The sequence below is a fragment of the Streptomyces sp. NPDC006294 genome (genome assembly GCF_042870895.1).
Classification (GTDB): domain Bacteria; phylum Actinomycetota; class Actinomycetes; order Streptomycetales; family Streptomycetaceae; genus Streptomyces.
Map to the genome: position 1 here is coordinate 234,188 of NZ_JBIAHV010000010.1, position 22,421 is coordinate 256,608.

At 72.6% G+C, this 22,421-nt stretch carries 21 protein-coding genes and 2 pseudogenes; 11 read left to right on the plus strand and 12 right to left on the minus strand.

Annotation, left to right across the window (positions count from 1 at the left end; translation table 11 throughout):
• Positions 1–60 precede the first annotated feature (60 nt).
• Positions 61–2,094, plus strand: coding sequence for an ATP-dependent zinc metalloprotease FtsH (gene ftsH, locus ACFYOP_RS20015; RefSeq protein WP_356897862.1), 2,034 nt, complete (start codon positions 61–63; stop codon positions 2,092–2,094).
• Between the two features lie 117 nt (positions 2,095–2,211).
• On the plus strand, positions 2,212–2,817 hold the full coding sequence (gene folE, locus ACFYOP_RS20020; protein ID WP_356897861.1) for a GTP cyclohydrolase I FolE: 606 nt from the start codon (positions 2,212–2,214) through the stop codon (positions 2,815–2,817).
• Between the two features lie 28 nt (positions 2,818–2,845).
• On the opposite strand, the gene ACFYOP_RS20025 is transcribed toward folE, so the two are convergent.
• From ACFYOP_RS20025 to ACFYOP_RS20055, 7 genes and pseudogenes are all read right to left on the minus strand, one after another.
• A complete protein-coding gene (locus ACFYOP_RS20025) occupies positions 2,846–3,331 on the minus strand; it encodes a DUF3180 domain-containing protein (protein ID WP_356897860.1) in 486 nt (161 codons plus the stop codon).
• A 77-nt stretch (positions 3,332–3,408) separates the two neighbouring features.
• A complete protein-coding gene (gene folK, locus ACFYOP_RS20030) occupies positions 3,409–4,008 on the minus strand; it encodes a 2-amino-4-hydroxy-6-hydroxymethyldihydropteridine diphosphokinase (protein WP_356897859.1) in 600 nt (199 codons plus the stop codon).
• Positions 4,005–4,364, minus strand: a complete 360-nt coding sequence (gene folB / locus ACFYOP_RS20035) for a dihydroneopterin aldolase (protein WP_356897858.1) — start codon at positions 4,362–4,364, stop codon at positions 4,005–4,007. Before folB ends, folK begins: the two co-directional genes overlap by 4 nt.
• Positions 4,365–4,556: 192 nt before the next feature.
• The gene (locus tag ACFYOP_RS20040; protein ID WP_356897857.1) at positions 4,557–5,003 is read right to left on the minus strand and encodes a nuclear transport factor 2 family protein; all 447 of its coding nucleotides are present in this window, start codon (positions 5,001–5,003) and stop codon (positions 4,557–4,559) included.
• A complete protein-coding gene (gene folP, locus ACFYOP_RS20045) occupies positions 5,000–5,857 on the minus strand; it encodes a dihydropteroate synthase (protein ID WP_356897856.1) in 858 nt (285 codons plus the stop codon). Before folP ends, ACFYOP_RS20040 begins: the two co-directional genes overlap by 4 nt.
• 123 nt (positions 5,858–5,980) lie before the next feature.
• Positions 5,981–7,254 (minus strand): annotated as a pseudogene (locus tag ACFYOP_RS20050) (phosphatidylglycerol lysyltransferase domain-containing protein); the annotation flags it as partial.
• A 208-nt stretch (positions 7,255–7,462) separates the two neighbouring features.
• Positions 7,463–8,635: a betaine/proline/choline family ABC transporter ATP-binding protein gene (locus ACFYOP_RS20055; protein ID WP_356897855.1), complete on the minus strand. Its 1,173-nt coding sequence runs from the start codon at positions 8,633–8,635 to the stop codon at positions 7,463–7,465.
• Between the two features lie 208 nt (positions 8,636–8,843).
• Here ACFYOP_RS20055 and ACFYOP_RS20060 point away from each other — a divergent pair, with 208 nt between their 5' ends.
• The 4 genes from ACFYOP_RS20060 (at position 8,844) to ACFYOP_RS20075 (ending at position 12,397) form a co-directional block, all read left to right on the plus strand.
• On the plus strand, positions 8,844–9,530 hold the full coding sequence (locus tag ACFYOP_RS20060) for an ABC transporter permease (protein ID WP_356897892.1): 687 nt from the start codon (positions 8,844–8,846) through the stop codon (positions 9,528–9,530).
• Positions 9,530–10,210 (plus strand): ABC transporter permease, encoded by a 681-nt coding sequence (locus ACFYOP_RS20065; RefSeq protein ID WP_356897854.1) that lies wholly within the window; start codon positions 9,530–9,532, stop codon positions 10,208–10,210. Before ACFYOP_RS20060 ends, ACFYOP_RS20065 begins: the two co-directional genes overlap by 1 nt.
• Positions 10,211–10,265: 55 nt before the next feature.
• The gene (locus tag ACFYOP_RS20070) at positions 10,266–11,243 is read left to right on the plus strand and encodes an ABC transporter substrate-binding protein (protein ID WP_356897891.1); all 978 of its coding nucleotides are present in this window, start codon (positions 10,266–10,268) and stop codon (positions 11,241–11,243) included.
• 83 nt (positions 11,244–11,326) lie between these two features.
• Positions 11,327–12,397 carry a hypothetical protein gene (locus tag ACFYOP_RS20075; protein ID WP_356897853.1) on the plus strand — a complete coding sequence of 357 codons (1,071 nt, stop codon included), beginning with the start codon at positions 11,327–11,329 and terminating at the stop codon, positions 12,395–12,397.
• A 73-nt stretch (positions 12,398–12,470) separates the two neighbouring features.
• On the opposite strand, the gene ACFYOP_RS20080 is transcribed toward ACFYOP_RS20075, so the two are convergent.
• On the minus strand, positions 12,471–13,613 hold the full coding sequence (locus ACFYOP_RS20080) for an NADH-quinone oxidoreductase subunit D (protein WP_356897852.1): 1,143 nt from the start codon (positions 13,611–13,613) through the stop codon (positions 12,471–12,473).
• Positions 13,614–13,636: 23 nt separating this feature from the next.
• The gene (locus ACFYOP_RS20085) at positions 13,637–14,590 is read right to left on the minus strand and encodes an SAM-dependent methyltransferase (RefSeq protein WP_356897851.1); all 954 of its coding nucleotides are present in this window, start codon (positions 14,588–14,590) and stop codon (positions 13,637–13,639) included.
• A gap of 96 nt (positions 14,591–14,686) precedes the next feature.
• Here ACFYOP_RS20085 and ACFYOP_RS20090 point away from each other — a divergent pair, with 96 nt between their 5' ends.
• Positions 14,687–15,886 (plus strand): sensor histidine kinase, encoded by a 1,200-nt coding sequence (locus tag ACFYOP_RS20090; RefSeq protein ID WP_356897850.1) that lies wholly within the window; start codon positions 14,687–14,689, stop codon positions 15,884–15,886.
• Between the two features lie 30 nt (positions 15,887–15,916).
• Entirely contained in the window at positions 15,917–16,591 is a 675-nt protein-coding gene (locus ACFYOP_RS20095; protein ID WP_356897849.1) for a response regulator transcription factor, read from the plus strand.
• 36 nt (positions 16,592–16,627) lie between these two features.
• Here ACFYOP_RS20095 and ACFYOP_RS20100 read toward each other — a convergent pair.
• From ACFYOP_RS20100 to ACFYOP_RS20110, 3 genes and pseudogenes are all read right to left on the minus strand, one after another.
• A pseudogene (locus tag ACFYOP_RS20100) lies at positions 16,628–16,776 on the minus strand (transcriptional regulator); the annotation flags it as partial.
• A 33-nt stretch (positions 16,777–16,809) separates the two neighbouring features.
• Complete coding sequence (locus tag ACFYOP_RS20105) at positions 16,810–16,992, minus strand: DUF5937 family protein (RefSeq protein WP_388452213.1); 183 nt, start codon at positions 16,990–16,992, stop codon at positions 16,810–16,812.
• Positions 16,993–17,370: 378 nt separating this feature from the next.
• The gene (locus ACFYOP_RS20110; RefSeq protein WP_356897848.1) at positions 17,371–18,594 is read right to left on the minus strand and encodes a beta-eliminating lyase-related protein; all 1,224 of its coding nucleotides are present in this window, start codon (positions 18,592–18,594) and stop codon (positions 17,371–17,373) included.
• 117 nt (positions 18,595–18,711) lie between these two features.
• Between ACFYOP_RS20110 and ACFYOP_RS20115 the strand changes: the two genes are divergently transcribed.
• The 3 genes from ACFYOP_RS20115 to ACFYOP_RS20125 are packed head-to-tail and all read left to right on the plus strand — an operon-like array spanning position 18,712 to position 22,420.
• Positions 18,712–19,632, plus strand: coding sequence for a DUF2520 domain-containing protein (locus ACFYOP_RS20115; RefSeq protein ID WP_356897847.1), 921 nt, complete (start codon positions 18,712–18,714; stop codon positions 19,630–19,632).
• Positions 19,629–20,711 carry a pantoate--beta-alanine ligase gene (gene panC, locus ACFYOP_RS20120; RefSeq protein WP_356897846.1) on the plus strand — a complete coding sequence of 361 codons (1,083 nt, stop codon included), beginning with the start codon at positions 19,629–19,631 and terminating at the stop codon, positions 20,709–20,711. Before ACFYOP_RS20115 ends, panC begins: the two co-directional genes overlap by 4 nt.
• Complete coding sequence (locus tag ACFYOP_RS20125) at positions 20,708–22,420, plus strand: L-aspartate oxidase (protein ID WP_356897845.1); 1,713 nt, start codon at positions 20,708–20,710, stop codon at positions 22,418–22,420. Before panC ends, ACFYOP_RS20125 begins: the two co-directional genes overlap by 4 nt.
• Position 22,421: the final 1 nt, after the last annotated feature.

The following is a 22,421-nucleotide window of genomic DNA, read 5'->3' on the forward strand; positions in this document are numbered from 1 at the left end:
TTTTCTCACAGCAGCATTTACCTACGGGCAGGAGGGACGGGGCGACACCGCCCCGTATGGATGGACGTGAAGCGATACTTCCGTGGGCCGGTCATGTGGATCGTGCTGGCCGTCCTCGCCGTGGTCGTGCTGATGCAGGTTGTCGGCTCGTCCGGCGGCTACAAGACGGTTGACACCGGCAAGGTCGTCCAGGCGATCGACAAAGACCAGGTCAAGCAGGCAAAACTGACCACTGGTGACGAGCAGATCATCAAGATCGAGCTCAAGGAGGGCCAGAAGGTCGACAACAGCAGCAAGGTCCAGGCCAGCTACATCGGCACCCAGGGCGTAGACCTGGCGGACACGCTGCAGGACAAGTTCGAGTCCGGCGCGATCGAGGACGGCTACACGGTCTCGCCGTCGAAGCAGAGCCCGTTCGTCTCGGTCCTGCTCTCCCTCTTGCCCTTCGTTCTGATCGTCGTGGTCTTCCTCTTCCTGATGAATCAGATGCAGGGCGGTGGCTCCCGTGTCATGAACTTCGGGAAGTCCAAGGCCAAGCTGATCACCAAGGACACCCCGAAGACGACGTTCTCGGACGTGGCGGGATCCGACGAGGCGGTCGAGGAGCTCCACGAGATCAAGGAGTTCCTCCAGGAACCGGCCAAGTTCCAGGCCGTCGGCGCCAAGATCCCGAAGGGCGTGCTGCTCTACGGCCCGCCCGGCACGGGCAAGACCCTGCTCGCACGCGCCGTCGCCGGCGAGGCGGGCGTCCCCTTCTACTCGATCTCCGGTTCCGACTTCGTCGAGATGTTCGTCGGCGTCGGTGCCTCCCGCGTCCGTGACCTCTTCGAGCAGGCCAAGGCGAACGCCCCGGCGATCGTCTTCGTCGACGAGATCGACGCCGTCGGCCGCCATCGCGGCGCCGGCATGGGCGGCGGCCACGACGAGCGCGAGCAGACGCTGAACCAGCTGCTCGTCGAGATGGACGGCTTCGACGTGAAGGGCGGCGTCATCCTGATCGCCGCCACCAACCGGCCCGACATCCTGGACCCGGCGCTGCTGCGCCCGGGCCGCTTCGACCGGCAGATCGCGGTCGACCGGCCGGACATGCAGGGCCGTCTGGAGATCCTCAAGGTCCACCAGAAGGGCAAGCCGGTCGCCCCGGACGTCGACCTGGGCGCCGTCGCCCGGCGGACGCCCGGCTTCACCGGCGCCGACCTGTCGAACGTGCTGAACGAAGCCGCGCTGCTCACCGCGCGCGGCAACAAGAAGCTGATCGACAACCACTTCCTGGACGAGGCGATCGACCGTGTCGTGGCGGGCCCGCAGAAGCGGACCCGGATCATGTCCGACAAGGAGAAGAAGATCACCGCGTACCACGAGGGCGGACACGCCCTGGTCGCGGCGGCTTCACCCAACTCCGACCCGGTCCACAAGATCACGATCCTGTCCCGCGGCAGAGCCCTCGGTTACACGATGGTGCTGCCGGAGGAGGACAAGTACTCGACCACGCGCAACGAGATGCTCGACCAGCTCGCGTACATGCTGGGCGGGCGCGCGGCCGAGGAGCTCGTCTTCCACGACCCGACCACCGGCGCTGCGAACGACATCGAGAAGGCCACTGCCACGGCCCGCGCGATGGTCACGCAGTACGGCATGACGGAGCGGCTGGGCGCGATCAAGTTCGGCGGTGACAACACCGAGCCGTTCCTGGGCCGCGAGATGGGTCACCCGCGGGACTACTCGGAAGAGGTCGCGGCGCTGGTCGACGAAGAGGTCAAGAAGCTCATCGAGACCGCGCACAACGAGGCGTGGGAGATCCTGGTCGAGAACCGCGACGTTCTCGACAATCTGGTCCTCCAGCTCCTCGAGAGGGAGACGCTCGGCAAGGAGGAGATCGCCGAGATCTTCGCGCCGATCGTGAAGCGCCCGGCCCGCCCGGCGTGGACCGGCTCCTCGCGGCGTACGCCCTCGACGCGTCCGCCGGTGCTCTCGCCCAAGGAACTGGCCCTGACCAATGGCGCCGCGAACGGTGCGGCCTCGTCGGCGGCCACGGTGACCGATGTCACCAAGGCCCCCGCGGAGCCGGTCGCCGAGGAGCGTCCAGAGGCCTGACCAGGCACTATGCCGTGGCGGCTCGCCCCGCCCCGGAATGAACGCCGCATCTCCCAGGTTCTAGCCTGGGAGGTGCGGCGTTTTCACGCCATGTGGAAGCAGAGGAACGAGGCACAGATGACCGACCCGGTGACGCTGGACGGCGAGCGTTCTATCGCCGAGTTCGACGAGAAGCGAGCGGAGAACGCCGTCCGCGAACTGCTCATCGCGGTCGGAGAGGACCCGGACCGTGAGGGCCTGCGCGAGACCCCGGCGCGGGTGGCGCGGGCGTACCGGGAGATCTTCGCCGGGCTGTGGCAGGAGCCGGGGGACGTCCTGACGACGACGTTCGACCTCGGCCACGACGAGATGGTGCTCGTCAAGGACATCGAGGTCTATTCGACGTGCGAGCACCACCTGGTGCCGTTCCGGGGCGTGGCCCACGTCGGCTACATCCCGTCGACCACGGGCAAGATCACGGGCCTGTCGAAGCTGGCCCGCCTGGTGGACGTCTACGCCCGCCGGCCCCAGGTCCAGGAGCGGATGACGACGCAGATAGCCGACTCCCTGATGGAGATCCTGGAGCCGCGCGGTGTGATCGTGGTCGTCGAGTGCGAGCACATGTGCATGTCGATGCGCGGCATCCGCAAGCCCGGCGCCAAGACGATCACCTCGGCGGTGCGCGGCCAGCTGCGGGACTCGGCGACGCGCAACGAGGCGATGAGCCTGATCATGGCGCGGTGACCGGACGGCCGGCGGCGCGGCCCGGCGGTCAGGCCGCTCGGGCCGCGCCGCCGTTGTCGTCGTCGTCCTCGGGCAGTCTGCAGACCCGCTCGAGGAAGATCGCCGCGGCGATGACCGCGATGCCGGCCACCACCGCGAACCCGGCGTAGATCGCCTGGTCGCGGCGGGCGGGGACGTCGAGCGAGCCCAGCAGGAACACCCCCGTGCCGCCGTACATCCCGCTGACCAGCGCCGCCACCAGGGCGCTCGCCTGGCCGAAGACCACCGCACGGGCGGCCATCAGCGGCTCGACGCCCTTGGCGCCCGGGCGCCGTTCGCGCTGGGCGCGGAGCCGGGCCCGGATCGAGAGGGCGGTCGCGGCGAGGACGGCCGCGATGGCCGCCAGCACGATGGGGGCGGCGAGCGGCACGCTCGGCAGCGTCCCCAGCGAGTCCCACAGGCGGGCGCCGCCCCAGGACAGCACGCCTGCCGCGGCGAAGAGACCGGCCAGCACACCGAGCCGTAGTTGCTTCACCGAGAAAGCCGCCCTTCGCCTGTTGCTCCCGACTGTGCACGGCCGCCGTGCGCGACCGTGCCGTACGAGCCTAACGACTACTCGGGCAGGCGCAGTTCCAGGTCGCCGCGCGGCTGGACGCCGGCGACGCCGACACCGGCCAGCAGCTCGGCCACCGCGCCGCGGCCCGGCAGCTGGGCCTCCGGCTCGATGTCGTGCCACGGGGCGAGCACGAAGGCGCGCTGGTGGGCGCGGGGGTGCGGCAGCGTGAGCTCCGGGTCGTCGGACACCACGTCCGCGTAGGCGACGATGTCGACGTCGATGGTGCGCGGGCCCCAGCGCTCCACGCGGACGCGGTCGAAGGCCTCCTCGATGGCCTGGCCGCGCTCGAGGAGGGAGGACGGCGGAAGCGTCGTCCTGATCATGACCACCGCGTTGAAGTACGACGGCTGGCTGCCGGGTTCGACACCCCACGGCTCCGTCTCGTAGACGGGAGACACGGCCTTCACCCGCAGGCCGGGGGTGTCCTCGAGCGCGTCGATGGCGCCCTGGAGGGTCTCCAGCCGGTTGCCCAGGTTGGAGCCGAGGGAGATCACGGCGTCCTTGGGATTGGACAGAGTGACATCGGCGGCATCGACCTGCTCCGTGACGGAGGACGGCACCGGCTGCACGGTCGGGTCGCTTGCTGCCTGATTCATACTCGGCTCCGGGTGATCGTGATGGTGACGTCGTCGAAGGGCACCGTGATCGGGGCGTCCGGCTTGTGCACCACCACCTCGACCTCCTGGACGACATCGTGTTTGAGGCACACCTGGGCGATCCGCTCCGCCAGCGTCTCGATCAGGTCGACCGGATCGCCCTCGACGACGGCGACGGCCTCCTCGGCCACCACGCCGTAGTGGACGGTCTTCGACAGGTCGTCGTCGGCCGCCGCGGGGCGGGTGTCCAGGCCGAGCACCAGATCGACGATGAAGGTCTGGCCCTCGTCCCGCTCCTTGGGGAAGACGCCGTGGTGCCCGCGGGCCTTGAGGCCGCGCAGCGCGACACGATCCACGCGAATCACTCCTGCTTCTGTAGGTCCTCGGGCACGCGGCCACATGCGGATGGCGCGGTGCCCGCCGTCGAATCTACCTGCGAGCACCGACATGACGTGCCCACGGGGCCGGGGGCGGCTCACGTGGGGCTGGGTAGCCGCGTATACCCCGTCGGCGGCGGCGACGAACCCGTCTGCCCGGCCCCTACCCACTTACGAGGAGCTGTTCTCGTCTTCTTCGCCGTCTGTTTCCGTCAGAACGGGTGATCCGTGGTGCGACCAGATCTTCCAGCCGTCCAAGGTGCGGCGGAACACATTCGTGGCGACGACCAGCTGCCCGACGAGCGGCCCGAGCTCGCCCCCGTCCTCCGCGGGGCCGCCGCTGAGGATGTTCTCCGTGCAGGTCACCAGGGCCGTGTCACCGGCCACGCTCACCTTCACGTCGGTGAGGAAGAACTGGATGTACTCCGTGTTCGCCATGATCAGCGCGTACGAGCGCAGGACCTCGCCGCGGCCCGTCAGGACCGGCCAGCCGGGGTGGATGCACGAGATGTCGTCGTCCAGCCAGAGGTCGGACAGCTCGTCGAAGTCGCCCCGTTCCATCGTCTCGTAGAAGGCCGTGTTGGCCTGCTCCACGAGCTCCGTGTCGGTCCCGCTCACCGGGCTCCCTCGACGGCCCGGGCGACCCGCACGGCGTCGGCCGTGGCCCGTACTTCGTGGACCCGGACCGCCCAGGCGCCTTCGTGGGCGGCGATGGCCGAGACCGCGGCGGTGGCGGCGTCCCGTTCGCGGGCCGGCGGGGGCGCGCCGTCCCTGGCCAGTACACGGCCGAGGAAGCGCTTGCGGGAGGCGGCCACGAGCACCGGCCGGCCGAGTGCGTGCAGGTCGGCGAGGTGCGCGACGAGGGCGAGGTCGTGCTCGGCCTGCTTGGCGAAGCCGAGGCCGGGGTCGATGACGATACGCTCGGGCGCGATTCCGCCCTCGACGACGGCCTCCATCCGGGCGCGCAGCTCCCGGGCGACCTCCGCGACCACGTCGCCGTAGACGGCGCGGCTGTTCATGTCCTCGCTGAAGCCGCGCCAGTGCATCACCACGAACGGGGCGCCCGTCGCTGCCACGACCGGGACCATCCGGGGGTCGGCGAGGCCGCCGCTGACGTCGTTGACGAGGACCGCGCCCGCCGCGACCGCCTGCTGGGCGACGCCGGAGCGCATGGTGTCGACCGAGACGGTGACGCCCTCGGAGGCGAGGCCCCGCACGACGGGGACGACCCGGCGCAGCTCCTCGTCCTCGTCGACGCGGCTGGCGCCGGGCCGGGTGGACTCGCCGCCGACGTCGATCAGGTCGGCGCCCTGGGCGGCCAGGTCGAGACCCCGCTTGATCGCGGCCGTGGTGTCGAACCAGCGGCCGCCGTCGGAGAAGGAGTCCGGCGTCACATTGACGACTCCCATGACCGCACAGCGGTCCCACTCCGGCAGCCCTTCGGCCGTGCCCCGTCCGCGCAACGTACTCATGGCCCCACCCTAGGGCTTGTCCTGACCCGTACACGGCCCGCCCGGCGGCCGGGGCGCCGGGCGGCACGGGCTCGCCTGCCTCAGGCCGGCGGGGCAGTGGACCGGTCGCGGCGCGTAGGTGCACCGGTCGCGGCGCGTCAGCTCCCCGGACATGCCGTCCGCCCCGGGGGGACGAAGTGGATGACGGCCGTCAGGTCGCCGTACGGGGACGCCCCCGGCCCGCCGCAGGTGCGGTCACGGGTGCGGTGGGCGTGGGTGTGGTGGCCGTCCCGTTCGCTGTGCCGCACCGTCCGGCGCGCGCTGTGCTGCGCGTGCCCGGCCGGAGAGAAATCCGCGGCGTCCACCACCGCCTCGTCGCCGGGCTCCACGCAGCCGAGTCCGGTCTCGCGGGACCAGACCTCGCAGCCGGTCTTGGAGCAGCCCGTCACCGCGGGCGTCCAGGAGCGCGCTTTCGCCTCGTCCATGAAGCGTTCGATGGCGCCCGGCCATGCCTCGACGTCGCCGAGCGGGTCGCCGGCGGCGAGCATCACGCCGGAGACGACGCGGTAGCGGACGGCGGCCTTGCCGCTGGGGGAGAAGACGACGCCTTTGTCGCGGCGGGCGAAGTGGCCGAGCGGGTCGCGTACGCCGTGGAACGCGAGCAGGTCGCGCAGCCGGCGCTCCTCGTCCTCGGTGACGCGGGCGGCGGGGAGCTCGGGGCGTAGGGCGAGGTAGCCGGTGGTGATCACGGTCAGCAGGCCGAGTGAGCCGAGACAGTGGCCGACCGTCGAGGAGACGCCGGGGGAGTACCGGAGGGGGCCCTCGAGGCCGGCCAGCCCGTAGATGACGTGCTCCAGGCGGTCGGTGAGCCCCGGGCTGCCGGTGATCCGGCCGGGATGGGCGCTGACGGTCACCAGGCCGAGGACGAGCGAACCGGCGCCCATCAGTACGAAGTTGGTCAGCGCGCGCCAGCGGCTGCGCGGGTCGGGCGGCGCCGCGAACGCGCCCCGGTGGCGCAGCAGCAGCCCCAGCAGCGCCAGGGAGAGCAGCGTGCCGACGACCGAGTGGCGGTGGACCACCTGCGCGAGGGCCCCGGCGGGCAGCAGGACCACGGCGGCCCGCCAGGCCCGGCGCTTGTGGCGTCTGATCCCACGGGCGAGCAGGAGCAGCAGCACGCCCGCGCTCAGGGAGAGCGCGGCGGCGACCGGGCCGGCGGCGCCGGGGAGCGCCTCGGCGACCGTGTGCGTGCGGCTGTGCCGGAAGAGGGGGAGGATCCCGGCCGCGATGTCGACCAGCCCGACGGCCGTGACTGCCGTGCCGGCGAGGGCCGGGACCGTCCCGGGCCACGGTCCGCGCGGGAGGCGGCGTACCCGGTCCGGCGCCGATCGTGATGTGTCCCCATCCACCGTTGCAGACATCGCTTCCCGTGACTTCCGTGATGTGCGTGATCGCGGATCGGATTCCGCGCCCAAGACCGCATATCGGTCGGCCGGGACGATTCGCGCCCTCTAGGACGGGACTTCGGGAAGGGGGGTTCATCCGTGCCCGGGAATTCGTGGACAGGGCAGCCACTTCGGGCGGCGCACGGGCCGGCCGGCACGGGCTCGCGCCGCGTGGCCGGCCGGCTCAGCCCTTCGTGACGGGGCCGGCCGGCGGGACCGTCGCGATGGACTCCAGGGCTACCTCGGCGCGGGCGATCTCCTGCGCGTCGGCGTCGATCGAGCGGCGCAGCGCCCCGTGCAGCCGGGCCGGGGTGAGGACTCCGAGGAACCGGCCGGTCTCCTCCTTGTCGATCACCGCGATCCAGCCCGCGTCGTGCTGGAGCATCGTGGAGAACGCCTGCTTGAGCGAGGCGCCGACCGGCAGCCACGCCTCCATCCGGCGGGCGTGGTCGCGTACGGCGCCGGATCGGCCGGCCCGCTCGGCGGAGATCCAGCCGTGCAGGTTGTTGTCGCCGTCCAGGACGACGGCCCAGCGGGCGCCGAGGTCGCGGGGGAGCGGATCGCCGAGGTGGACGACCGGCGGCTGTTCCAGGTCCGCCGCCTCGATGGGGGTCACGGAGAGCCGCTTGAGGCCGCGGTCGGCGCCGACGAAGTCGGCCACGTACTCGGTGGCGGGGGCGCCGAGGACGGCGGCGGGCGCGTCGAACTGCTCGATCCTGCCGTGCCCGTAGACGGCGATACGGTCCCCGAGGCGTACGGCCTCCTCGATGTCGTGGGTGACGAACAGGACCGTCTTGCGGACCTGGGACTGGAGCTTCAGGAACTCGTTCTGCAGATGCTCGCGCACGACCGGGTCGACCGCGCCGAACGGCTCGTCCATCAGCAGCACCGGCGGGTCGGCCGCCAGCGCCCGGGCCACGCCGACGCGCTGACGCTGGCCGCCGGAGAGCTGCTCGGGGTAGCGGTCGCCGTGGACGGACGGGTCCAGGCCGACCAGTTCGAGCAGTTCGGCGGCGCGTGCGCGGGCCTTGGCGCGTCTGACGCCGAGGAGGTGGGGCACGGTCGCGGTGTTCTCCAGGACCGTCTTGTGCGGGAAGAGGCCGACCTGCTGGATCACATAGCCGATACGGCGGCGCAGCTCCACCGGGTCGGTCCGCGCGATGTCCCGGCCGTCGACGAGGATCCGGCCGGAGGTCGGTTCGATGAGCCGGTTGACCATCTTCATGGTGGTGGTCTTGCCGCAGCCCGACGGCCCGACGAGCGTGACCAGTTCTCCCTCGGCGACCTCGAACGAGAGGTCGTCCACGGCGGTGGTGCCGTCGGGGTACCGCTTGGTGACGTGCTCGAATCGGATCATGATCCCCCCATGGTGACGAAGGCTGTGTGGAAGCAATGGTGCTGCAACGCGGCCGTCCTGGAGGATTGTCGGTGGCCGGGGATAGGGTCGCGGGCAGTGGTCGGCATCAGGCGCGGTCACGGGCGCGGTATCAGGGGTATCAGGAGTGCCGGCGGCGGCATCACGGGGGAGGGGGGAACCGGTGGGTCCGGGGTGGGAAAGTGCTGAACTGGCGGCGCAGAGCTGTCTCGCGGCCAACGATTGGATCTGCGGCGAGTATCTGCGCACGCGCAGCGACGAGTTGACCGAGGCGACCGTCCAGCATGTGTGGATCACCGTCGCGTCGGTGCTGCTCGGCCTGGCGGTCGCCTTCCCGCTGGCCCTGCTGGCCCGTGCCAGACCGCGGTTGGCCGGTCCCGTGCTGGGGCTCACCACCCTGCTCTACACGATCCCGTCGCTGGCGATGTTCTCGCTGCTGCTGCCGTTCTTCGGGCTGTCGGCGGCGCTGGTGGTGACCGGGCTCGTGCTCTACTCCCTCACCATTCTCGTGCGGAACATCCTGGCCGGGCTCGAAGCGGTCCCGGCCGAGGCCCGTGAGGCGGCCCGCGGCATGGGCTACGGCCCGGCGCGGATGCTGTGGGAGGTGGAACTGCCGCTGGCCCTGCCCGCGTTGATGGCGGGCATCCGGATCGCGACCGTGTCCACGGTCGCGCTGACGACGGTCGGCGCGCTCGTCGGCCAGGGCGGGCTCGGCAATCTCATCGACGACGGCGTGCAGACCACGTTCAAGGCGCAGGTGCTGACCGCCTCCGTGCTGTGCGTGCTGCTGGCGGCCGTCGCCGATCTGCTGCTCCTCGGCGCCCAGCGGCTGCTCACCCCCTGGACCCGGATACGCGCGGCGGAGGCGAAGCCCTGATGGACGCGGTCACCGGCGCGTGGACCTGGCTCACCACCGGCGCCAACTGGTCCGGCGAGTCCGGCGCCTGGCACCGGCTCGTCGAGCATCTGTACGTCAGCGGCGCCGCGCTCGCCCTGGCCTGTGCGATCGCGTTGCCGGTCGCCCTGTGGCTGGGGCACATCGGCAGGGGCGGCGCCCTCGCGGTCAACATCTCCAACGCCGGCCGGGCGATCCCCGTGTTCGCGGTCCTCGCCCTGTTCATGCTGACACCGCTGCGCAGCGCCGGGTACGCGCCGACGATCATCGCGCTGGTGCTGTTCGCGGTGCCGCCGCTGCTCACCAACGCGTACGTGGGCATGCGCGAGGTGGACCGGGCGGTGGTGGAGGCCGCCAGGGGGATGGGCATGTCGGGCGGCCAGGTCTTCCGGCGGGTCGAACTGCCGCTCGCGTACCCCCTGCTGATGACCGGGCTGAGGTCCGCCGCCGTCCAGGTGGTGGCGACGGCCACCATCGCCTCGATGGTCGGACAGGGCGGCCTCGGCCGCATCATCACCGCCGGATTCAACACCTACGACACACCGCAGGTGGTCGCGGGCGCAGTGCTCGCGGCGCTGCTGGCCCTGCTCGTGGAAGGGATGCTGGTGGCCGCCGACCGGCTGCTGAGCCCCCTGCGCAAGTCCGTGCCGTCGTCCGGCTGACGGCACTCCATTCTTTTTTCGTACTGCTTCCATGACGCTGTGGACGGAGATCCTGATGACCAAGACCTCGCGCATCGCGGGTGCTGCACTGGCCGTGGCCGCCCTGACAGGCGCCCTCGCCGGGTGCGGCGGCGATTCCCTCGAAGGGGAGAAGGACAGCGTCTCGTCGCCGGGCGGGTCGGGCAAGAAGGGCACGCTCGTCGTCGGCGCGGCCGCGTTCACCGAGTCCAAGGTGCTCGCCGAGCTGTATGCGCAGCTGCTGCGGGACGCCGGCTACCAGACGTCGATCACCACGGTGAAGAACCGCGAGCTGTACGAACCGTCCCTGGAGAAGGGCGAGATCGACGTCGTACCGGAATACGCGGCGACGCTCGCCGAATTCCTCAACGCGAAGGTGAACGGGCCCAAGGCGACCGAGGAGAAGCCCGTCGCGTCGGGTGATGTCGCCGCCACCGTGAAGGCGCTCACCGAGCTCGCCGAACCGCGCGGACTGAAGGTGCTGCCCGCGGGGGAGGCCGTCGATCAGAACGCGTTCGCCGTGACGAAGGAATTCGCGGAGAAGAACAGGCTCACGTCGCTTTCCGATCTCGGCGATTCGAAGCTGAAGGTGAAGATCGCGGCGGGTGACGAGTGCGAGGTGCGGCCCTTCTGCGCGCCGGGCCTGAAGAAGACGTACGGCATCGACGTGGCGGGCATCGATCCCAAGGGTGTCGGCACTCCCCAGGCCAAGCAGTCCGTCAAGGACGGTGTGAACCAGATGGTGCTGACCTACACCACCGACGGCACGCTCGCGAGCTACGACCTGGTGGTCCTGGAGGACGACAAGAAGCTGCAGAACGCGGACAACATCCTTCCGGTCGTCAATGCGAAGGACGCCGGCAGCCAGGAGATCGCCGACGCCCTCGCGAAGCTGACCAAGGCGCTGACCACTGAGGATCTCGCCGAGATGAACCGCAAGGTGGACGGGGAACGCGCCAAGCCGGAGGACGTCGCGAAGGCCTATCTGGAGGCGGAAGGGCTTCTTCGTAAGTGACCGGAGCGCGGCCCGGCGTTCTCGGCCAGAGATTTGCCGGGCCGACACCCCATTCGGAGGCTACGCACGGTAAATTTCGGGCCATGCCACGAGGACGCCACCGTCATTCCCCTCCCCTGCACAAGCTGCTGCCTCCCTCGGCAGTGGCCGGAGCGTCGGTTCTGTGCGCCCTCGGCGCGTGGTTCGCCGGCAATGCGGTCGTGCTGCGCCTGCTGGTCGCGGCAGCGGCGACCGCCGCCGTCACCGGCGCCGTCCTCATGCGCAGTTGGGACCGCAGCGCCGGCCGCAGGGTCGCCGAGCTGACCCGCGGGCGCGCCGGCGACCAGTGGAAGGCGGAGGAGCGGATCGCCGAACTCGAGGCGGACGTCGAGGAGTCCCGCGAGCTGCGCCTCAAGCTCGACGCGAGGCTGCGCGCCAAGCGGGTCGAGCTGGCCGCGCTGCGGAACGAGCACGCGTCGCTGCTGCGCCGGTACGCCACCGCGGAGACGGAGCGGGCCAGCGCCCTGGAGGGCCGCAGGCAGCTCGCGATCGAGGCTGCCGCACCGGCGAAGGAGCTGCTGCCCGCGGGTTCCACGCCGACCCCGGCGACGTTTCTGCGCGCCGCCAAGGCGCTGGAGAACCTGTCGCGCAACGCCGCGGCGCAGGAGGCCGGGCGCATCGCGGAGGAGGCCCGGCGCAGGGACATCGCGGAGCGCGCCCGGGAGGCGGACGAGCCGGAGGGGAAGCACCCGGCGGGCGGTGGGGCCGCCGGGCGGCGTGTGCGTCCGCCGTCCGCCCTTCCCGCCCGTCCCGCCCGTCCCGTCCCGGCCGCGGCCGCGATCGTTCCCTACGGCGCCCAGCGGTCCCGCGTGAAGCGGCCCGAGGGCGGCTTCGACTTCTTCGGCACGGCCGCCGAGGGCTCCGCCCAGGCGTCCGGCACCGGTGGCGGCGCGACCGCGGCGGGAACCGGGTCCATGAGGGCGATCGAGGCCCCCGGCACCCAGAAGGCGATCGAGGCCGTGCAGCACGAGGACCTCGCCGACGTGGTGGGCGAGGAGGCGCTCGCCGCGCAGCGCGTCGTGTGCCCGCGCGCGGTCGGCAAGGTCATCGACCTGACCGCGCACGACGAGACCGAGCAGCTGGACGTGGCCGAGCTGCGCAACGCGGTGTCGTAGCGCGCACGCCACCCGCCGGCGGTCCGGAGCGGCTGTGCGCCGGCTGTGCGCCGGCTGTGCGCCGGCCCGGGCGTTACTTGTCGATGTCGCCGACGACGAAGAACAGCGACCCCAGGATCGCGACCATGTCCGCGACCAGCGTCCCTGGCAGCAGCACGGCCAGCGCCTGGATGTTGTTGTACGACGCCGAGCGGAGCTTGAGGCGGTACGGCGTCTTCTCGCCCTTGGAGACCAGGTAGTAGCCGTTGATGCCGAGCGGGTTCTCGGTCCACGCGTATGTGTGGCCCTCGGGCGCCTTCAGCACCTTCGGCAGCCGCTGGTTGATCGGACCGGGTGGCAGCTCCCCGATCCGGTCGAGGCAGGCGTCCGCCAGCTCCAGCGCGTTGTGCGTCTGCTCCAGCAGGACCTCGAACCGGGCCAGGCAGTCGCCCTCCTGCCGGGTCACGACCCTGAGGGTGTCCTGCAGTTCGCCGTAGGCCAGGTAGGGCTCGTCCCGGCGCAGGTCGAAATCGACTCCGGAGGCCCGGGCGATCGGGCCGCTGACGCCGTACGCGTGGACGGCCTCCGGGGAGAGCACGCCCACGCCCCGGGTCCGGCCGCGGAAGATCTCGTTGCCGATGACCAGGCGGTCGTAGACGTCCATCCGCGAGCGGACATCGGCGATCGCCCGGCGGGCCCGGCCGAGCCAGCCCGCGGGAAGGTCCTCCTTGAGGCCGCCGACCCGGTTGAACATGTAGTGCATCCGCCCGCCGGAGATCTCCTCCATCACCGTCTGGAGTTCCTCGCGCTCGCGGAACGCGTGGAAGACGGGCGTGATCCCGCCCAGCTCCAGCGGGTAGGAGCCGAGGAACATCAGGTGGTTGAGGACCCGGTTCAGCTCGGCGAGGAGCGTACGGGACCACACCGCGCGCTCCGGGACCTCCATGCCGAGCATCCGCTCGACGGCCATGACGACGCCGAGTTCGTTCGAGAAGGCGGAGAGCCAGTCGTGCCGGTTCGCCAGCACCACGATCTGCCGGTAGTCGCGGGCCTCGAAAAGCTTCTCCGCACCGCGGTGCATGTACCCGACGACCGGCTCGGCCTGCCGGATGCGCTCGCCGTCCAGCACCAGGCGCAGACGGAGCACGCCGTGGGTGGAGGGGTGCTGGGGTCCGATGTTGAGCACCATGTCGGTGCTCTCCGCCGCGCCGCCGATGCCGACCGTCGTCTCCGTCATGCGCACCAGTCTCTCAGAGCCCGTCACACCCGCTGCATGAGCCAGGTGAAGTCGCCGAGCCCGCCCCGGGCGGTCAGTTCCGCCGCCTCACCGGCCCGGGCGAGCGCGCGGACGTAGCCCGCCGGATCCGACGACGCCAGGGCGAGCGGCGGCCGCTCCCCGCTCACGCCCAGCCTCCGCAGCGCCTCCCGCTGGCCGACCAGCTCCGCCCCCGGCCCGGCGCACGCGTCGAGCGCCACATGGGCCGTGAGGTCGCAGCTCCCGTCCGGCACGGGGCGTACCTCGCGCCCGTCACGGAAGCCCGTCAGCGTCCCGTACGGGGGCCGGGCCCCGGCCGTGTGGGCGTAGTCGACGGCGACGGCGAGGCCGGCGCTCAGGGCGCCCGCCGCCGCCCGCCACGCCTCGTCCCTGGGGGCGCCGATCTCCGCGCGGGCGCCCGGTCCGGTCAGCGGCCACCAGCGGGCGAGCCAGTCGGCGTCCGCGCCGGTGACCTGCTCGCCGAGGCGCTCCTCGCCGTCCTCGCGGACCAGTACCCGGCGGACCTCCCCGTCGGCGTCGACTTCGGCGACGTCCACCGGGACGTTGTCGAGCCATTCGTTCGCGAACAGCAGCCCGCCGAGCCCCGTGGGGATCTCGGAGGTCCACTCGACGCGCGGGTCGAGGCCCGGGGGCCGGTCCGCCCGTTCGACGCCGTACGCGCGGACCTTGTACCCGGGCGGCAGGGCGGCGAGCACCCCGGTGAGCAACTCGCCCCGGCCCGCCCCGACGTCGATCAGCGCGGGCTCCGCCAGTCCCAGCGACTCCGCGGTGCCGGTCAGCAGCCGTGCGACGGCGGCGGCGAACAGCGGCGAGGCGTGGACCGAGGTGCGGAAGTGCCCGGCCGGCCCCTCCGGGCGCAGATAGAAACCCCCGGGCCCGTACAGCGCTTCCTCCGCGGCCGCCCGCCACCCGCGCCACCCGCCCGTCTCATACGTCACGGGCCCAAGTCTCCACCTTGCGGAGTATGCCTCCGCCCACCGGATCGACCCTCCGGTTGACCCCTGCACCTTTCCGACTTCCCTACTCTGGGTTACGTGCAGCTCCTCTACGACTTCATCCGCAGGAACCCGACGGGCATCGACACCTTCTGGGCTGTCATGCTCCTCGGTTTCTCCTCGATGTGGGTGGTCCAGGAGCCGGAGGGCCCCGGGGAGACGGCTGCCGCCGCGCTCACCGTGCTGGCCCTGTGCCTGGTGGTGGCGCTGCGCCGCCGGCTGCCCCAGCACATGCTGCTGCTGACGGGGGCGACAGGCGTCGCCCAGCTGGTCTTCGACGTCCCCGTCAACCCGGCGGACTTCGCGATGCTGGTCATCATCTACACCGTCGCGGCGGCCGGCAGTCCGCGGTGGGCGTCCCGGCTGGCGCTCGTCGGCGGTCTCTGCGCGGCCTCCTTGGCGCAGATCCGCTGGCCGACGGAGGCCGAGTCGACGCTCAGCAGGGTGTTCATCACCGTGATCATGAGCCTGCCGTTCGTGCTGGCCTGGGTCCTCGGCGACTCGATACGCACCCGGCGCGCCTACTTCGACCAGCTGGAGGAGCGCGCCACCCGGCTCGAGAAGGAGCGCGAGGCGCAGGCCAAGGTCGCGGTGGCGGCCGAGCGCGCCAGGATCGCCCGCGAACTGCACGACGTCGTCGCCCACAACGTGTCCGTGATGGTGGTGCAGGCCGACGGCGCCGCTTATGTGCTGGACGCCGCCCCCGACCAGGCCAAGCAGGCCCTGGAGACCATTTCGAGCACCGGCCGCCAGGCGCTCGCCGAGATGCGCCGGCTGCTCGGCGTGCTGCGCACCGGCGACGGCCCGGAGAGCGGCGAGTACGTGCCCCAGCCCGATGTGCAGCAGATCGAGGACCTGGTCGAGCATGTGCGCGCCGCGGGCCTGACCGTGGACTTCAGGATCGAGGGAACGCCCCGGCCGCTGCCCAGCGGTGTCGAGCTCACCGCCTACCGGATCGTCCAGGAAGCGCTCACCAACACCCGTAAGCACGGCGGCCCCGAGGCCGGCGCCAGCGTCCGCCTCGTCTACTTCGACGACGGCCTCGGGCTGCTCGTCGAGGACGACGGCCGTGGCGCCTCCCACGAGCTGTACGAGGACGGCGGCGCGGACGGGCACGGCCACGGTCTCATCGGGATGCGCGAACGCGTCGGTATGGTCGGCGGCACGCTGGACGCCGGGCCGCGGCCGGGCGGAGGCTTCCGGATCAGCGCGCTGCTGCCGCTCAAGCCCGCCCACTAGAGCCACTACAGACCGAGGGACGGAACCCACATGTCCATCCGCGTGATGCTCGTCGACGACCAGGTGCTGCTGCGCACCGGCTTCCGCATGGTGCTCGCCGCCCAGCCGGACATGGAGGTCGTCGCGGAGGCCGGGGACGGCGCGGAGGCGATCGAGATCCTGCGGTCCACGGCCGTCGACGTCGTGCTCATGGACGTACGCATGCCGAGGCTCGACGGGGTCGAGGCGACGCGGCGCATCTGCGAGGAGCCGGGCGCCCCGAAGGTGCTGATCCTGACCACGTTCGACCTCGACGAGTACGCCTTCTCCGGGCTGAAGGCGGGCGCCAGCGGCTTCATGCTCAAGGACGTGCCGCCCGCCGAGCTGCTCGGCGCGATCCGCTCCGTGCACAGCGGCGACGCGGTCGTGGCGCCGTCGACCACGCGGCGGCTGCTGGACCGCTTCTCCCCGCTGCTGCCGAGCGCGGGCCCCGAACCGCGCCACAAGGAGGTGGAGAAGCTCACCGAGCGGGAGCGCGAGGTGATGCTGCTCGTCGCCCAGGGACTGTCGAACGGCGAGATCGCGGCCCGGCTCGTGCTCTCGGAGGCGACGGTCAAGACGCACGTCGGCCGCATCCTCACCAAGCTCGGCCTGCGCGACCGCGTGCAGGTGGTGGTACTCGCCTACGAGACGGGGCTGGTCAGGGCGGGCGGCGGCGCGGGCTGATCCGAGGCGCGGCCCGGTCCGGGCCGAGGGCCCCGGTCAGCGCAGCACCGTCTCCAGGAAGTCGCTGCCGAGACGCGCGACGGTGGCCGCGTCCACTGGTGGAGCACGTAACGGCCGCGCCTGCGGGTCGAGACCGGCTCCGCCTTCTTCAGCACGGTCCGAGAACGTCGACCGTCACAGGAAGTCGGCCTCGTGCAGCCGGTCCGCGAGGTCCGGCTTCAGCCCGGCGGCCGTCGCGGTGGCCCGTCCGTGCAGGCCGTCGCGGTGGCCTGTCCGTGCAGGCCGGGGTGGGGCCCCGGCTCGTGCAGGGCATGGAGGGCCACGCCCAGCTCGGCGAGGGGGGACAGGCCGAAGACGACGCGTTCCGGGGGCAGACCCGTGATGTCGATGGCCACGCTCACTCGTCCATAGTGAGGGCCGCGCGGTCCGGGCCCGCTGCGCGGGGAGTGTTCCCCCACCCCGCCCCTTCCCTTCCCGAACCGGGGGCTCCGCACCCGGACCCCGCGCCTCAATCGCCGGCGAGGCTGATGTCGCGGAGCGAAATCCAGCCCGGCCCGGGGGCTTCCCCCCTACGGCCTGGCGGCGCGGGAGGGGCCCCCACCCTCGGCCGCCAGGCCGTAGGGGGAGATCGAGGCCACCGCGCGAAGCGCGGTACCGGGCCCGGGCGAAGCCCGGAGGGCGGTGCGCGCTCCGGGGCCTGCCCCGCCACGCGGCGGAGCCGCACATCCGGTGCAGCGGGAAGGGGCGGGGCGGGGAACGGCCCGCCGCAGGCGCCCCGCCTACCGCGCCGGCAGGCTCACGCGGCGGACGAACTCCGCGACCGCCGCCGCCACGTCCCGCTCCGTCCACGCCAGCCCCTCCGCCGCGACCGTCACCTCCGTGACCGAGACGCCCGGCGGGAAGCCCTGGGAGAACCACCGGCGGAAGAGCGTCACGCCTGTCTCCTCCGACTGCGTCACCGCCGCCTCGTTCAGCAGCTCCGTCCCATACGGCAGCCACACCTGGAACTGGTGGGTGTGCGGAACGGGCGGGTGGATCCGGGACCAGGGCACGCCCGAGGCGCGCAGCGCGTCGGTGAGCGCGGCCGCGACGACCTTCGCGTGGGCCACGTACGACGGCAGCCGCGGCAGCTCCCGCTCGAGCCCGGCCAGCGCCGACAGCGCCGCCGGGTACTGCTGGAACAGCAGGCCCCCGTACCGGTGCCGCCAGGCCCGTGCCTCCTCGATCAGCTGGGCGGGGCCGGCGAGCACGGCGCCCGAGATGCCGTCCAGGGACTTGTAGAACGACACGTACACGCTGTCCGCCAGCGCGGCGATCTCGTCCAGCGGGCGGCCGAAGTGCGGGGCGCACTCCCACAGACGCGCGCCGTCGAAGTGCACCACCGCGTCACGCTCCCGTGCCGCGTCCACCACCGCCACCAGCTCGTCCCAGGAGGGCAGCACGAAGCCGGCGTCCCGCAGGGGCAGTTCGAGCATCAGCGTGCCGAAGGGCTCGTCGCAGTAGAGGACCTCTTCCGCCGTGGGCAGCCGCGGCTCGGTGGTCGGGTGGACCGTGCGCAGCCCGCTCACCACAGAGAGGGCGGAGCGTTCGTGGACCTCCGGATGCGCCCGCGGATGCAGGGCGACCGTGGCGTTCTGGGTGCGCGCCGCCCAGCAGCGGAGGGCCACCTGCTGCGCCATCGTCCCGGTCGGGAAGAACGCCGCGGCGGGGAGGCCGAGCAGTGCGGCCGTCCGCCGCTCCAGCTCCTCCACGACCCCGTTGCCGTACACGTCGGTCCAGTCGTCCAGGTCGTACACCTCGCCCGCGGCCTCGGTCAGCGCCGCGAGACGTTCCCCGATCCGCCGGTCGGCGGAGGCCCGCGCGAGCACGCGGTCCGAGGCGCGCCACGCGGCGAGCTGTCGCTTCCGCTCGTCCTGCCCGTTCTCGTCCGGACCGTCCCCCTGCCGCCCGGCCGCGTCGTGCTCGCTCGTGTCCCGCTCGTACGTCCCGCTCGTGTCCGTCACGGTCCGATCATCGCCCACAGCCTGTGGACAACCGCGGGGCTCCCGGAAACGCTGGCGTAGCATCGTCACGAGAAATCGTCCGGTACCCCCGCGGACTGGAACGGAAGGCACCGCCGCGTGAACGCCACAGCACCACAGGACCCGCTCGACCCGCGGGACCGCCCCGCCCGCCTGACCGTCGGAGTGGTCGGAGCGGGCCGCGTAGGACCCGCGCTCGCCGCGTCCCTGCAGCTTGCGGGACACCGGCCGGTGGCGGCGTCAGGAGTGTCCGACCAGTCCGTCCGCCGGGCCGCCGCCCTGCTCCCCGACGTACCCCTGGTGCCGCCCGCCGACGTGCTCGCCCGCGCCGAGCTGGTGCTGCTGACCGTCCCCGACGACGCGCTGCCCGGCCTGATCGAGGGCCTCGTCGAGACCGGTGCGGTACGGCCCGGGCAGCTGCTCGTGCACACCTCCGGCCGGTACGGCACCAAGGTGCTCGAGCCCGCCCTGCGGGCGGGAGCGCTGCCGCTCGCCCTGCACCCCGCGATGACCTTCACCGGCACCGCGGTGGACGTGCAGCGGCTGGCCGGCTGCTCCTTCGGCGTGACCGCCCCAGAGGAGCTGCGGCTGGCCGCGGAGGCGCTCGTCATCGAGATGGGCGGCGAGCCCGAGTGGATCGAGGAGCAGAACCGCCCGCTCTACCACGCCGCCCTGGCGCTGGGCGCCAACCACCTCGTCACCCTCGTCGCCCAGTCCATGGAGTTGCTGCGCACGGCGGGCGTCAGCGCCCCCGACCGGATGCTCGGCCCGCTCCTCGGGGCCGCCCTGGACAACGCCCTGCGCTCCGGCGACGCCGCCCTGACCGGGCCGGTCGCCCGGGGCGACGCGGGCACCGTCGCCGCCCACGTGGCCGAACTGCGCGAGCACGCGCCCGCCGCCGTCGCCGGCTATCTCGCGATGGCGCGGACGACCGCCGACCGCGCCCTCGCGCACGGCATGCTCAAGCCGGAGCTCGCGGAGGACCTGCTGGGCGTGCTGGCCGAGGGGGACCTGCGATGAGCCGCCACCTCGAACTCGTACCGACGCGTGAGGACCTTCAGTACGCCGTCGAGCACTACGGCGTGCCCGGCCGCACCGCCGTCGTCATGACCATGGGAGCCCTGCACGAGGGCCACGCCACCCTGATCCGCGCCGCCCGGGAACGGGTGGGCCGCAAGGGCTTCGTGATCGTCACCGTCTTCGTCAACCCGCTGCAGTTCGGCGCCGGCGAGGACCTGGACCGGTACCCCCGCACGCTCGACGCCGACCTCAGGACCGCCGAGGAGGCGGGCGCCGACGTGGTGTTCGCGCCGTCCGTCGACGAGGTCTACCCCGGGGGCGAGCCGCAGGTCCGCATCACCGCCGGGCCCATGGGGGAGCGGCTCGAAGGCAGGACCCGGCCGGGCCACTTCGACGGCATGCTCACCGTTGTCGCCAAGCTGCTGCATCTCACCGGCCCCGACGTGGCGCTGTTCGGGCAGAAGGACGCCCAGCAGCTCGCCCTGATCCGCCGGATGGTCCGGGATCTCAACTTCCCCGTGGAGGTCGTGGGCGTCCCCACGGTCCGCGAGGAGGACGGCCTCGCCCTCTCCAGCCGCAACCGCTACCTGTCCACGGCCGAGCGGCACACCGCGCTCGCCCTCTCGCACTCCCTGTTCGCGGCCCGCGACCGTCTCGCCGCCCAACAGGCCCTGCACGCCAGGGCCGAAGCCGTGCCGGCCGCGCCCGCCCGCGCCGCCGCGCTGTCCGCGCTGGGCGAGGCCCGCGCCGCGGCGGACGCCCACGCGGTCGCCCAGGCGTGGCCGCCGATCGGCGCCGACGCCGTCCGCGCGGCCGCGCGGACCGTGCTGGACGAGGCCGCGAAGGCGAACCCGCCGCTCCACCTGGACTACGTGGCCCTCGTCGACCCCGCCACGTTCGTGGAGGTCAGCGACGACCACGAGGGCGAGGCGGTCCTCGCCGTCGCCGCCAAGGTCGGCTCGACCCGCCTGATCGACAACATCCCCCTGGACTTCGGCACCGCCCACCTGGCACCCGTGCCGACCGGACCCGTGCCCACCGCAACCACCACCGCACCGACCGACGGAGCCGCCACGTGACCGGTATACGGCTGACCGCCCCCGCCCCCGGCTGGGCCGTCGAGGCAGACGTCGTCGTGGTCGGTTCCGGCGTCGCCGGACTCACGGCGGCGCTGCGCTGCGCCGCGAGCGGCCTGGACACGGTCGTCGTCACCAAGGCGCGCCTCGACGACGGTTCCACCCGCTGGGCGCAGGGCGGCATCGCCGCGGCACTCGGCGACGGCGACACCCCAGAGCAGCACCTCGAGGACACCCTCGTCGCGGGCGCGGGCCTGTGCGACGAGGCGGCGGTGCGGGCCCTCGTCACCGAGGGGCCCGACGCCGTGCGCCGGCTGATCGCGACCGGCGCGCTCTTCGACACCGACCCGGCGTCCGGCGAGATCGAGCTGACCCGCGAGGGCGGTCACCACCGGCGCCGCATCGCGCACGCCGGCGGTGACGCGACCGGCGCGGAGATCTCCCGCGCCCTGGTCGACGCGGCCCGCGAGAAGGGCCTGCGCACCGTGGAGAACGCTCTGGTCCTCGACCTGCTCACCGACGCGGACGGCCGCACCGCGGGCATCACCCTGCATGTGATGGGCGAAGGCCAGCACGACGGCGTCGGCGCGGTCCACGCCCCCACGGTGGTGCTGGCCACCGGCGGCATGGGCCAGATATTCTCCGCGACCACCAACCCGGCCGTCTCCACCGGCGACGGCGTCGCCCTCGCCCTGCGGGCCGGCGCCGAGGTCTCCGACATCGAGTTCGTCCAGTTCCACCCGACCGTGCTCTTCCTCGGCGCGGACAGCGAGGGCCAGCAGCCGCTGGTCTCCGAGGCGGTACGCGGCGAGGGCGCCCACCTCGTAGACGCCGCCGGCACCCGCTTCATGGTCGGCCAGCACGAGCTGGCAGAGCTCGCCCCCCGCGACATCGTCGCCAAGGGCATCATGCGCCGCATGCAGGAACAGGGCGCCGCCCACATGTTCCTGGACGCCCGCCACTTCGGCGCGAAGATGTGGGAACACCGCTTCCCCACCATCCTCGCCGCCTGCCGCGCCCACGGCTTCGACCCGGTGACGGAGCCGATCCCCGTCGCCCCGGCCGCCCACTACGCCTCCGGCGGCGTACGGACCGACCTGCACGGCCGCACCACCGTCCCCGGCCTGTACGCGTGCGGCGAAGTCGCCTGCACGGGCGTCCACGGCGCCAACCGGCTGGCCTCCAACTCGCTCCTCGAAGGACTCGTCTTCGCCGAGCGCATCGCCGCCGACATCGCCGAGCGCCGCCCCTGGCCCACGGCCGCGCCCGCCGCGCCCGTGGAGCCGTCCCTGCTGCCGCTGATCGCGCCGGAGCAGCGCCCCGAGATCCAGCGGATCATGTCGCACGGCGCGGGCGTCCTCCGCTCCGCCGAGTCGCTCGCCGCCGCGGCCGCCTCGCTCGAAGCGGTGTACGCGGACGCCCGGCACGACCAGGAGGGGTCCGGCAAGGCCGCGGAGCCCGGCGTCGAGTCCTGGGAGACCTCGAACCTGCTCTGCGTCGCCCGGGTGATGATCGCCGCGGCGCTGGAGCGCGAGGAGACCCGCGGGTGCCACTGGCGTGAGGACCGCCCCGAGCGCGACGACGCCGAGTGGCGCCGCCATCTCGTCGTGCGGCTAGCGCCCGACCGCCGGCTCGTCGTCAGCCGCACGGGCTCCACCGCCTTCCCGGCGACCGATATCTTGTCCGTCCCAAAAGCCCCCAGGGAGCCGTAAC